The sequence below is a fragment of the Burkholderia sp. MSMB1498 genome, from assembly GCF_001526245.1.
Taxonomy (GTDB): domain Bacteria; phylum Pseudomonadota; class Gammaproteobacteria; order Burkholderiales; family Burkholderiaceae; genus Burkholderia; species Burkholderia savannae.
Genome location: NZ_LOYJ01000123.1, coordinates 1 through 12,675, shown reverse-complemented (window position 1 = coordinate 12,675; position 12,675 = coordinate 1). Strand labels below are relative to the sequence as shown.

Below are 12,675 nucleotides of genomic sequence, written 5' to 3'. Positions count from 1 at the left end.
CGGCTCGGCGCACGAAGATCCGTTACCATCGAACGCTTTCCATTGTCTGCACGACGTGCCCCGCCGCCGATGCGCCAGCCGACCGACGCCGCCTTGCCTTTCACGCTCGACGACGCCTGCCGCGCCGTCGAGCTGTCGCCGCCCGCGGCGGCGCAACGCGCCGGCGTGCGGCTCGTGCGGCTCGACTTCGATTTCGATGCGCCGCGCGGCGCGCGCGCGATGGATTGGCTGAGCGACGACGAGCGCGAGCGCGCCAGCCGCTTCGTTCGCGCGGACGACGCGCTGCGCAGCGCGTCGACGCGCGCCGCGTTGCGCGGCGTGATCGGCGCGGCGCTCGGCGTGCCGCCCGCCGAGTTGCGGATCGTCGCCGATGCATGGGGACGGCCGCGGCTCGCGCCGGCGCACGCGGCGCTCGCGCCGACGCTCGACTTCAACGTGTCGCATTCCGGCGCGCATGCGCTGATCGCGTGGAGCCGCGCCGCGCGCGTCGGCGTCGACATCGAGGCGGGGCGGGCGGGCGTCGACTGGAGCTCGCTCGGCCGCGCGGTGTTCGCGCCCGCGGACGCGGCGGCGATCGCCATGTTGCCCGCTGGCGAGCGCGAAGCGGCGTTCTATCGCGTGTGGGCGGCGAAGGAGGCGTTCCTGAAAGCGCTCGGCACGGGGATCGGCGGCGGCCTGACCGCGTTTTCGGTGCTCGGCGGCGCGTTGCCGCCGGCGGGCGGGAACGGCGGCGCGCCCGTCGTCGGCATCGTCGAGCCGAACTCGCCCGCGAGCGGCGTGGCGGCGTTCGAGGCGGCATGGCTCGACGCGCCCGCGGGCTATGCCGCGTGCGTCGCCTGGCGGCGTGCGGGCGGCGGCACGTTTTAGCGGCGGGCGAGCCGTTTCGAGGCGGCGCGTCAGTCACGCCGCGCGGCGCTTCGTTTCGTTTCGTTCGAGGCGTTCGGAACGAACGGCCGCCGGCGCTCGAGCGTCCGTGCATCGACGCGATCGGTTGATCGTCTTGCCGCCTGATCGACTCATCTCGTCGGCGCTTCATGGCCTCATCGCTGCTCCGCGCCCGCCGATTCCCCCTTGAGGCTTCACATGTCCGTCGCAGCGGCGGCAATGCGGGTTTCGGCGGCTGCGCGCGATCGTCGCCAGCGGAGCCGATCTCCGCGCGGTTGGGCGCGGGCGTCGCGCGAACGTGCGTCGCCCACGCCCGGCCACCGGAGCGATCGCAACGCCGGACGATCGGAAGCCGACGGAAATCGAGATCCATCCGAGGAGTCGGGGCCGCCAAATCCGGGAGGCGATGATTCGGGATCGGAACTTGGCGAAACGCCTTCGAAATCCTGCTTCGCGTGGCGAAAGGCGCGGCGCGCGACGCCATCGTCGTTCGAGCGCGCGCCCAAAGCGCGAAGCGCTGCGAAATCCGGCCGGCCACTTCCATTGTCGCGCTCGTCGACCCGCCCGGGCGGCCTCCGCCGCTGCGCCCCGATCCGGCTTCGCCCGCCCGCCGGACTAGGGGAAACTCCTAGCCCGGATTTTTGAAAAACAAGTTGTCTATACAACATCGAGTCACTACACTCAGCTCATCCCGAAACTTGTATAGACAGGACCCCTTCATGATCACGCTGACCCCAGGCCGCCTGACTCTCCCGCAACTGCGCCGGATCGCCCGCGAGAACGTGCAGATCACGCTCGATCCCGCGAGTTTCGCCGCGATCGACCGGGGCGCGCAAGCCGTCGCCGACATCGCCGCGAAGGGCGAGCCGGCCTACGGCATCAATACGGGCTTCGGACGCCTCGCGAGCACGCACATCCCGCACGATCAGCTCGAGCTGCTGCAGAGGAATCTGGTGCTCTCGCATGCGGTCGGCGTCGGTGAGCCGATGTCGCGTCCCGTCGTGCGCCTCCTGATGGCGCTCAAGCTGTCGAGCCTCGGCCGCGGTCACTCGGGCATTCGCCGCGTCGTGATGGACGCGCTCGTCAAGCTGTTCAACGCCGACGTGCTGCCGCTCATCCCGGTCAAGGGCTCGGTCGGCGCGTCGGGCGATCTCTCGCCGCTCGCGCACATGTCGGCGGCGCTGCTCGGCATCGGCGAAGTGTTCATCCGCGGCGAGCGCGCGAGCGCCGTCGACGGGCTGCGCGTCGCGGGCCTCGCGCCGCTCACGCTCGAAGCGAAGGAGGGCCTCGCGCTGCTGAACGGCACGCAGGCGTCCACCGCGCTCGCGCTCGACAACCTGTTCGCGATCGAAGACCTGTACCGCACGGCGCTCGTGTCGGGCGCGCTGTCGGTCGACGCGGCGGCGGGCTCGGTGAAGCCGTTCGACGCGCGCATTCACGAGCTGCGCGGCCATCGCGGCCAGGTCGACGCGGCGGCCGCGTACCGGTCGCTGCTCGACGGCTCGGCGATCAACGTGTCGCACCGCGACTGCGGCAAGGTGCAGGACCCGTACAGCCTGCGCTGCCAGCCGCAGGTGATGGGCGCGTGCCTCGACCAGATTCGCCACGCGGCCGGCGTGCTGCTCATCGAAGCGAACGCGGTGTCGGACAACCCGCTGATCTTCCCGGATACGGGCGAAGTGCTGTCGGGCGGCAACTTCCACGCGGAGCCCGTCGCGTTCGCGGCCGACAACCTCGCGATCGCCGCGGCCGAGATCGGCGCGCTCGCCGAGCGCCGCATCGCGCTGCTCATCGACGCGACGCTCTCCGGCCTGCCGCCTTTCCTCGTGAAGGACGGCGGCGTGAACTCGGGCTTCATGATCGCGCACGTGACGGCCGCCGCGCTCGCGTCGGAGAACAAGACGCTCGCGCATCCGGCATCGGTCGATTCGCTGCCGACTTCGGCGAACCAGGAGGACCACGTGTCGATGGCGACGTTCGCCGCGCGCAAGCTCGCGGACATCGCGGAGAACGTCGCGAACATCCTCGCGATCGAGCTGCTCGCCGCCGCGCAGGGCGTCGATCTGCGCGCGCCGCACGAAACGAGCCCGGCGCTGCAGCACGCGATGAAGACGATCCGCGCGGACGTCGCGCACTACGATCTCGACCATTACTTCGCGCCGGACATCGCGGTGGTCGCGCAGCGCGTGCGCGAGCGCGCGTTCGCGACGCTGAGCCCGCTCGCGTTCGAATCGGAACAATAAGACGATGAGCACGCCCGCCTATCAGGAAATCAAGGACTTCATCCTCGATCGCATTCACGCCGGCGAATGGGCGGAAGGCGATCAGGTGCCGTCCGAGAACGAGCTCGCGCGCGAGTTCAAGGTTGCGCGAATGACGGTCAACCGCGCGCTGCGCGAGCTCACGGCCGAGCAGGTGCTCACGCGCATCCAGGGGGCGGGCACCTTCGTCGCGCGGCCGAAGTACGAGTCGACGCTCGTCGCGATCCGCAGCATCTCCGACGAAATCGCCGCGCGCGGCCACCGGCACCATGCGCGCGTGCTCGATCTCGTCACGATGAAGGCCGACGACGCGCTCGCCGACGAAATGCAGGTGCCGCTCAACACGAAGCTTTTCCGCTCGGTGATGCTGCATTACGAGAACGACGAGCCGGTGCAGCTCGAAGAGCGTTGGGTCAATCCGGCCGTCGCCGCGGATTACGCGGAGCAGGATTTCTCGGCGATCACGCCGAACCAGTACCTGATGCGCGTCGCGCCGCTGCAGCGCGTCGAGTACCGGATCGAGGCGGCGATGCCCGATCGCGTGATGCGCGAGGAGCTCGGGATGAGCGAGACCGAGCCGTGCCTCGTGCTGCATCGGCGCACGTGGTCGCAAGGCGTCGTCGCGTCGGTCGTGAACCTCTGGCATCCGGGCAGCCGCTATCGCTTCACCGGCCATTTCTGAACGCTTAACGAAACTCACTTTCCTTTCCGGGAGCAGTCGTCATGAACCACCCGAAACACATCGATCCGCGTCTCGATCCGACCCGCGTGATCCGTGCGCCGCGCGGCAGCGAGAAGGTTTGCAAGAACTGGCTCGCCGAAGCCGCGTACCGGATGATCCAGAACAACCTCGATCCGGAGGTCGCCGAGCATCCGCACGCGCTCGTCGTGTACGGCGGCATCGGCCGCGCGGCGCGCAACTGGGATTGCTACGATCAGATCCTCGCGTCGCTTGCGGACCTGAATGACGACGAGACGCTGCTCGTGCAGTCGGGCAAGCCGGTCGGCGTGTTCCGCACGCACGAGAACGCGCCGCGCGTGCTGATCGCGAATTCGAACCTCGTGCCGCACTGGGCGACGTGGGATCACTTCAACGAGCTCGACCGCAAGGGCCTGATGATGTACGGCCAGATGACGGCGGGCAGCTGGATCTACATCGGCAGCCAGGGCATCGTGCAGGGCACGTACGAGACGTTCTTCGCGGTCGCGAACCAGCACTTCAACGGCGATCCCAAGGGCCGCTGGGTCCTGACGGGCGGCCTGGGCGGCATGGGCGGCGCGCAGCCGCTCGCCGCGACGATGGCGGGCTTCTCGATGATCGCGGTCGAATGCGACGAATCGCGAATCGACTTTCGCCTGAAGACGCGCTACGTCGACAAGAAGGCGAAGACGCTCGACGAAGCGCTCGCGATGATCGACGAGGCGAAGCGCGCGGGCAAGCCGGTATCGGTGGGCCTGCTCGGCAACGCGGCCGACGTGTTCTCGGAGATGGTCGCGCGCGGCATCACGCCGGACTGCGTGACCGACCAGACGAGCGCGCACGATCCGATCAACGGCTATCTGCCGCAGGGCTGGAGCGTCGAGCAGTGGCGCGAAGCGCAGAAGGTCGATCCGCAGAGCATCGTGCGCGCGGCGAAGCAGTCGATGGCCGCGCAGGTGCGCGCGATGCTCGCGCTGCAGGAGCGCGGCGCGGCGACGCTCGACTACGGCAACAACATCCGCCAGATGGCGCTGGAGATGGGCGTCGAGAACGCGTTCGATTTCCCGGGCTTCGTGCCCGCGTACATCCGGCCGCTCTTCTGCGAAGGCAAGGGGCCGTTCCGCTGGGTCGCGCTGTCGGGCGATCCCGAGGACATCTACAAGACCGATGCGAAGGTCAAGGAACTCATTCCCGACGATCCGCACCTGCACAACTGGCTCGACATGGCGCGCGAGCGGATCGCGTTCCAGGGGCTGCCCGCGCGGATCTGCTGGGTCGGCGTGAAGGATCGCTACCGTCTCGGCCAGGCGTTCAACGAGATGGTGAGGACGGGCGAGCTGAAGGCGCCGATCGTGATCGGGCGCGACCACCTCGACACCGGCTCGGTCGCGAGCCCGAACCGCGAGACGGAAGCGATGAAGGACGGCTCGGACGCGGTCAGCGACTGGCCGCTGCTGAACGCGCTGCTGAACACGGCGGGCGGCGCGTCGTGGGTGTCGCTGCATCACGGCGGCGGCGTCGGCATGGGCTTCTCGCAGCATGCGGGCGTCGTGATCGTCGCCGACGGCACCGACGCCGCGCACGAGCGCCTCGGCCGCGTGCTGTTCAACGATCCGGCCACGGGCGTGATGCGCCATGCGGACGCCGGCTACGAGCTCGCGCAGCGCACCGCGACGGAAGCGGGCCTGAAGCTGCCGATGCTCGGCCGCTGATGCGGATGGTGTCGTCTACGATGCAAGCGACGCTGATACGTGCGGACTCGCTCGTCGCGTCGCCGTGGAAGAACGGCGGCGGCGTGACGCGCGAGATCGCCGCGCACCCGTCGGGCGAGCGCGCCGCGGGCGGCGCGTTCGATGCGTTCGCGTGGCGCGTGAGCGTCGCGGACGTCGCGCAGGCGGGGCCGTTCTCGCGCTTCGCCGGCGTCGACCGGACGCTCGTGCTGCTCGCGGGCGCGGGCATGACGCTCGTCGACGCCGACGGCGCGCGGCACGAGCTGCGCGCGCCGCTCGAGCGCGCCGCGTTCGCGGGGGAAGCCGAGCTCGCGGCCGAGCTGCACGACGGCCCGACGCGCGACTTCAACCTGATGACGCGGCGCGACGCCGCGCGCGGCCGCGTCGACGTCTGGCACGCCGGCGCGGCGCATGCGCTGCATGCGGACACCGTGCTGCTGTTCTGCGCGAGCGGCGCGAGCGTCGTCGATCTCGGCGACGGCGCGCCGATCGCGCTGCGCCCGTTCGACACGCTGCGCATCGACGATCCCGCGAACGGCGAGCTGCGATGCGCGATTCGCGGCGGCGGCGCGTTGCTCGCGGTCGGCGTGACGCTTCTTCACGACAAGGCTTGAGCGGATGAAATCGATTCTCTGGCACAACTTGAAGCTGTGCGCGCACGGCGACCCGAACGACACGATCGCGGACGCCGCGATCGCGGTGAACGGCGACGGCACGGTCGCATGGATCGGGCGCGCGAGCGACGTGCCGGCCGGCTACGTGCACTGGCCGCGCGAGGACTTGCGCAGCGCGTGGGTGACGCCCGGCCTCGTCGATTGCCACACGCATCTCGTCTACGGCGGCCAGCGCGCGGACGAGTTCGCGCAGCGCCTCGCGGGCGCGAGCTACGAAGAAATCGCGCGGCGCGGCGGCGGGATCGTGTCGACGGTGCGCGCGACGCGCGAAGCGGGCGAGGCGACGCTCTTCGAGCAGGCGGCCGCGCGGCTGCGGCCGCTGCTCGCGGAAGGCGTTACCGCGATCGAGATCAAGTCCGGCTACGGGCTCGAGTTCGCGAGCGAGCGCCGAATGCTGCGCGTCGCGCGGCAGCTCGGCGAGCGCTTCCCGGTGAGCGTCTACACGACCTTCCTCGGCGCGCACGCGCTGCCGCCCGAGTACACCGGCCGCGCCGACGAATACATCGACGAGGTCTGCGAGCGGATGCTGCCCGAGCTCGCCGACGAGGGGCTCGTCGACGCGGTCGACGTGTTCTGCGAGCGGATCGGCTTCACGCTCGCGCAGAGCGAGCGGGTGTTCGAAGCGGCCGCGCGGCGCGGGCTGCCCGTCAAGATGCACGCGGAGCAACTGTCGAACGGCGGCGGCACCGCGCTCGCCGCACGCTATCGCGCGCTGTCCGCGGATCATCTCGAATATCTGGACGAGGCGGGCGTCGCGGCGATGCGCGCATCCGGCACGACCGCCGTGCTGCTGCCGGGCGCCTATTACTTCATTCGCGAGACGAAACTGCCGCCGATCGATCTGCTGCGCCGCCACGGCGTGCCGATCGCGCTCGCGACCGATCACAACCCGGGCACGTCGCCGCTCACGTCGCTGCTGCTCACGGTGAACATGGGCTGCACGCTCTTCAAGCTGACAGTGCAAGAGGCGCTGCTCGGCGTCACGCGCCACGCGGCGTCGGCGCTCGGCGCAGGCGATCTGCACGGCTCGCTCGCGCCCGGGCGGCAGGCGGATTTCGCGGTGTGGTCGGTGTCGACGCTCGCGGAGCTCGCGTACTGGTTCGGCCGGCCGTTGTGCGAGCGTGTCGTGAAGGGCGGGGTGACGGTGTTCGCGCGCGATGCGCGCTGACGGAAGACAGGCATGACGATGACCGATTCGATGTTGTTTGCCGAGCACGCATACCTGCCCGGCGGCTGGCAGCGCGACGTGCTGCTGCGCTGGGACGCGACGGGCGCGCTCGTCGACGTGAGCGCGAACGCGCCGGCGCCCGCGGGCGTCGCGCACGCGAACGGGCCGCTCTTGCCCGGCATGCCGAACCTGCATTCGCACGCGTTCCAGCGCGCGATGGCGGGGCTCACCGAATATCGCGCGAATCCGTCCGACACGTTCTGGAGCTGGCGCGACCTGATGTACCGCTTCGCGCTGAAGATCACGCCCGACGCGCTCGCTGCGGTCGCGCGCTGGCTCTATGTCGAGATGCTGAAGAGCGGCTATACGTCGGTGTGCGAGTTTCATTACGTTCACCATGCGCCGGACGGCGCGCGCTATCCGCGGCTCGCGGAGCTGGCGGCGCGCGTCGTCGGCGCGGCGCGGGATGCGGGCATCGGCATCACGATGCTGCCCGTCGCGTACCAGTACAGCGGCTTCGGCGAACGCGCGCCGCGCGACGATCAGCGCCGCTTCATCAACACGCCCGATGCGCTTCTCGCGCTCCTCGATGCGCTGCGCGGCGAGCTGCCCGAGCACGGCGGGCTGCGCTACGGGATCGCGCCGCATTCGCTGCGCGCGGTGTCGGAGGGGGGGCTGCGCGAATTGCTCGGCGCACTGCCGGCCGATGCGCCGGTGCACATCCACATCGCCGAGCAGACCGCGGAAGTCGACGATTGCGTGCGCGCATACGGCGCGCGGCCGGTGCAATGGCTGCTCGATCGCTTCGACGTAAACGCGCGCTGGTGCCTCGTCCATGCGACGCATCTCGACGCGGTGGAGACGCGTGCGCTCGCGCGCAGCGGCGCGATCGCGGGCCTGTGTCCGACGACCGAGGCCAACCTCGGCGACGGCATCTTTCCGGCGCTCGACTATCTCGCGGCGGGCGGCGCGATCGGCATCGGTTCGGACAGCCACGCGAGCGTCGACTGGCGCGCCGAGCTGCGGCTCTTCGAATACGGGCAGCGTCTCGTGCGGCGCGAGCGCAACGTGCTCGCCGATTCGGCGCATACTCACGTGGCTGACCGTCTGTTCGCGGCGTCGCTCGCGGGCGGCGCGCGCGCGGCCGGCCGGCCGGTCGGCGCGCTCGAGGCGGGCCGGCGCGCCGACTGGATCGTGCTCGATCCCACGCATCCGTCGATCGCCGAGCATGGCAGCGACACGTGGCTGTCGGGTGCGGTGTTCGCCGAGCACGGCGACACGCCGGTGCTCGACGTGTATGTCGGCGGCGAGCAGGTGGTGAGTGCGCGCCGTCATCGTGACGAGGCATCCGCGTACGCCGGGTATCGCGCGGCGCTCGCGCAACTGCTGCGCTGAAGCGCGACCGGCTTGCGCAAGCGACGGATGATACGAAGATGCGCCGGCGCGGCCGCCGCGCGATGCGGTCAGCATGCCTGCGGCATCCGGCATCCGGCATCCGGCATCCGGCATCCGGCATCCGGCATCCGGCGCGAGGGCGGGGTGCCGCGCGCGCCGCAATGAAAATCATGCAAGCCGAGCGCTTCGCGCGCGCAGCGGCGCAGCCGGCCGCCACGTGCGAGCCGCGCGGCGCGCGGCGGGGAGCGCGCCGCACGAAGCGCGGCATCATCAACGAGGTCGAACGATCATGAACACCGCATCGTATCCGCCGGTATTCACGCTGCATCGCGGCACGCTGCCGCTGCTCGTGTCGATACCGCACGCGGGCACCCGCATTCCCGACGAAATCGCCGAGACGATGACGCCCGTCGCGCGCCACGTCGACGATTGCGACTGGCATCTCGAGCGTCTGTACGATTTCGCGAAGACGCTCGGCGCGTCGGTGATCGTGCCGTTGCACGCGCGCTATGTCGTCGATCTGAACCGTCCGCCCGACGACGCGAATCTCTATCCGGGCCAGGATACGACGGGCCTCGTGCCCGTCGATACGTTCGACAAGTCGCCGCTCTACGCGGAAGGCGACGAGCCGACCGTCACCGAGATCGCGCGCCGTCGCGAGCGCTACTGGAGGCCGTATCACGATGCGCTCGCAGGCGAGCTCGAGCGCCTGAAGGGCGCGCACGGCCGCGTGCTGCTGTGGGAAGCGCATTCGATCCGCTCGCAGGTGCCGCGCTTTTTCGAAGGCCGGCTGCCGGACTTCAACTTCGGCACGTCGAACGGCGCGAGCGCGGCGCCGGGTCTCGCCGACAAGCTGGCCGCGCTCGTCGACAAGCACGGCGGCTACACGTCGATCGCGAACGGGCGCTTCAAGGGCGGCTACATCACGCGTCACTACGGCGCGCCGGAGCACGGCGTGCAGGCGGTGCAGCTCGAGCTCGTGCAAGCGACCTACATGGACGAAACGCGGCCTTATTCGTACGACGAAGCAAAGGCGCGGCGGATCGTGCCGCTGCTCGAGGCGCTCGCGAGGGCCGCACTCGAGCATCGCTGACCTCGTTGTAGGGCAGCCTCCATTCGCGGCGCTTCGCGCTGGGCGATGCGCCGCGGATTGCGTCGCGCATTCGTTTGCGATGCGAAACGAATGCGGGTTTCGCTCGTGGTTCGCTCGTTCGCCGCGCGAAGCGAGCATGGGAGGCGGGAATCGTTCGGATACCGATCCGACTACGAGCCGACGCCGCGCAATGCGCGCGTCCATCGACGGTTATCGTCGAATATTTTAAGCAATACATCCGCCGTGAATTAAGGGAAAACCCTAGATCCGTATTTTTGAAACGGAATTGACGGCATTTCCAGATACGATAAGCTGATTGTCAGCTAGCCGTCACATCGATCACGGTGGCGTTTTCCCGCGCCGCCGCCACTCGCGAACGGGCTGCTGCGACGTTCGCGACGATCGACCGGCTGGCCGGGCGGCGGCGCATGCCGAGTCGCATCGCCGCTTGCCGCGTTCAATACTTTAAACAGTCAGTCGAGTGTAATCGTGAGAGTCCAAGGCCCCTTGGTCAGGCGGGATCGAAGTCGGCGCGCGAGCCTTCCGCACGCCGTCGACGCCGCCGACGTTGGCTGCGGCAAGTATCTCGCTAGCCCAAGCCTGTCCATCTTCGCCACCGTGTCCCGGCGCTCCGTGCGCCGTCACAACGCGGTCGCCGCGCGCGCCTACACGGCGGTTCACGACGACGGCGTCGCATCGCTGTTGCCCTAGCGCCTCTTCTCGTCGCTCCTCGTCGCTCGCCGGTTCGTCGTCGCTGCGCATTGCCGTCGCGTTGCCGAGCCGCATGCGAACGGGCGGCGCGCGCATCGCATCGCGCGCGGGCCGCGCGTTGCGTGACCGCGCCGCGCGCGAATCCGTCGAGCCCACGCCACGCACGCCGCCGCGCATCGGGCGCGCGCGTACGTGCATGCATGCCGCTGTGCGCGGCGTCGTTTCCGTTTTTCTCGACGAACGCGATGCGTCGCGCGTGCTGCGCGCGCGTTTGTCGCGCCTGTCGAATCGGAGGAAGCGCGATGGATGAACATTTCGTCGCCGGGCGGCGGCCCGTCGTCGGCGTTTGCGCGGATCGCAAGACGGTCGGCCTGCATGTCGCGCATGTCGCCGGCGAGAAATACCTGAGCGCCGTCGTCGCCGGCGCGGACGCGCTCGCGATCGTGCTGCCCGCGCTCGGCGCGCGGCAGCGCGCGGACGAACTGCTCGCGCTCATCGACGGCTTGCTGCTGACGGGCAGCTATTCGAACGTCGAGCCCGAGCGCTACGGCGGCCCGGCGAGCGCGCCCGGCACGCTGCACGACGCGGCGCGCGACGCGACGACGCTGCCGCTCGTGCGCGCGGCGATCGACGCCGGCGTGCCGGTGCTCGCGATCTGCCGCGGCATGCAGGAGTTGAACGTCGCGTACGGCGGCACGCTGCACCAGGCCGTGCACGCGCAAAGCGGCCGCGCCGATCATCGCGAGAACCTGTCCGCTCCGGTCGACGTGCAATACGGCTCCGCGCATCCGGTCCGGCTCGAGCCGGGCGGATTGCTGCATCGGCTTGCGCACGGCGCGGAAAGCGTCGACGTCAACTCGCTGCACGCGCAGGGGATCGAGCGGCTCGGCGGCGGGCTGACCGTCGAAGCGCGCGCGCCCGACGGGCTCGTCGAGGCGATCGGCGTGCGCGACGCGCGCGCGTTCGCGCTCGGCGTGCAGTGGCATCCGGAATGGCGGTTCGACGGCAATCCGCTGTCGCGAGAAATCTTTGCGGCGTTCGGCGCGGCGTGCCGCGCCCGAATGCGCAGGACGGCCGAACGCGCGACGCGCGCGTGAAGGCCGTCGACGCTTATCGAAGAGAGGCTCACATGCAAGACATCGATGATTTTTTGAGGCAACACCGGATCACCGAAGTGGAAGCGATCATTCCCGACATGGCGGGGATCGCGCGCGGCAAGATCATCCCGCGCAACAAGTTCGAAACGGGCGAATCGATGCGGCTGCCGCAAGCGGTGATGGTGCAGACCGTTACCGGCGACTACCCGGAAGACGGCACGCTCACCGGCGTGACCGATCCCGACATGGTGTGCGTGCCCGACGCGTCGACGATCTGCCTGATTCCGTGGGCGGTCGATCCGACCGCGCAGGTGATTCACGATTGCGTGCATTTCGACGGCTCGCCCGTCGAGATCTCGCCGCGCTACGTGTTGCGGCGCGTGCTCGACCTGTATCGCGCGAAGGGATGGAAGCCCGTCGTCGCGCCGGAGCTCGAGTTCTATCTCGTCGACATGAACAAGGACCCGGATCTGCCGCTGCGTCCGCCCGTCGGACGCACGGGGCGCGCGGAGACGGGGCGGCAGTCGTATTCGATCGAAGCGGTCAACGAGTTCGATCCGCTCTTCGAGGACATCTACGAATACTGCGAGCTGCAGGGGCTCGACATCGACACGCTGATTCACGAAGTCGGCGCCGCGCAGATGGAGATCAACTTCCTGCACGGCGATGCGCTGTCGCTCGCCGACCAGGTGTTCCTGTTCAAGCGCACGGTGCGCGAAGCGGCGCTGCGCCACAACATGTACGCGACGTTCATGGCGAAGCCGATGGAGAACGAGCCGGGCTCGGCGATGCACATCCATCAGAGCGTCGTCGACCTCGAGACGGGCCGCAATCTCTTCATCGGCGCGGGCGGCGAAGTGATGCCGATGTTTCGCGCGTACCTTGCCGGGCTGCAGAAGTACACGCCCGCGCTGATGCCGATCTTCGCGCCGTACATCAACTCGTATCGCCGGCTGTCGCG

General features: G+C 69.5%; 11 protein-coding genes. All 11 read left to right on the top strand.

From position 1 onward, the window contains the following. Nucleotides 1-69: 69 nt before the first annotated feature. Complete coding sequence (locus tag WS91_RS28785) at nt 70-867, top strand: 4'-phosphopantetheinyl transferase family protein (RefSeq protein ID WP_059671494.1); 798 nt, start codon at nt 70-72, stop codon at nt 865-867. 737 nt (nt 868-1,604) lie between these two features. Beyond that, the gene (gene hutH / locus WS91_RS28780; RefSeq protein WP_038750674.1) at nt 1,605-3,128 is read left to right on the top strand and encodes a histidine ammonia-lyase; all 1,524 of its coding nucleotides are present in this window, start codon (nt 1,605-1,607) and stop codon (nt 3,126-3,128) included. Between the two features lie 4 nt (nt 3,129-3,132). Continuing rightward, nucleotides 3,133-3,828, top strand: coding sequence for a histidine utilization repressor (hutC, locus tag WS91_RS28775; RefSeq protein ID WP_059671493.1), 696 nt, complete (start codon nt 3,133-3,135; stop codon nt 3,826-3,828). A 41-nt stretch (nt 3,829-3,869) separates the two neighbouring features. Then, entirely contained in the window at nt 3,870-5,558 is a 1,689-nt protein-coding gene (gene hutU, locus WS91_RS28770; protein WP_059647749.1) for a urocanate hydratase, read from the top strand. Beyond that, nucleotides 5,558-6,190, top strand: coding sequence for a HutD/Ves family protein (locus tag WS91_RS28765; RefSeq protein WP_059647747.1), 633 nt, complete (start codon nt 5,558-5,560; stop codon nt 6,188-6,190). The genes hutU and WS91_RS28765 overlap by 1 nt, the downstream gene beginning before the upstream one ends. 4 nt (nt 6,191-6,194) lie before the next feature. Beyond that, nucleotides 6,195-7,418 carry an imidazolonepropionase gene (gene hutI / locus WS91_RS28760; protein ID WP_059647745.1) on the top strand — a complete coding sequence of 408 codons (1,224 nt, stop codon included), beginning with the start codon at nt 6,195-6,197 and terminating at the stop codon, nt 7,416-7,418. 12 nt (nt 7,419-7,430) lie between these two features. Then, the gene (locus WS91_RS28755) at nt 7,431-8,813 is read left to right on the top strand and encodes a formimidoylglutamate deiminase (RefSeq protein WP_082717402.1); all 1,383 of its coding nucleotides are present in this window, start codon (nt 7,431-7,433) and stop codon (nt 8,811-8,813) included. 289 nt (nt 8,814-9,102) lie between these two features. Continuing rightward, the gene (gene hutG, locus WS91_RS28745; RefSeq protein WP_038750658.1) at nt 9,103-9,906 is read left to right on the top strand and encodes an N-formylglutamate deformylase; all 804 of its coding nucleotides are present in this window, start codon (nt 9,103-9,105) and stop codon (nt 9,904-9,906) included. A gap of 507 nt (nt 9,907-10,413) precedes the next feature. Then, on the top strand, nt 10,414-10,617 hold the full coding sequence (locus WS91_RS37010; RefSeq protein ID WP_038750655.1) for a hypothetical protein: 204 nt from the start codon (nt 10,414-10,416) through the stop codon (nt 10,615-10,617). A 302-nt stretch (nt 10,618-10,919) separates the two neighbouring features. Then, a complete protein-coding gene (locus tag WS91_RS28730) occupies nt 10,920-11,714 on the top strand; it encodes a gamma-glutamyl-gamma-aminobutyrate hydrolase family protein (protein WP_059584135.1) in 795 nt (264 codons plus the stop codon). A gap of 32 nt (nt 11,715-11,746) precedes the next feature. Beyond that, the coding region (locus WS91_RS28725) for a glutamine synthetase family protein (RefSeq protein WP_197422293.1) at nt 11,747-12,675 on the top strand (929 nt) is incomplete at its 3' end.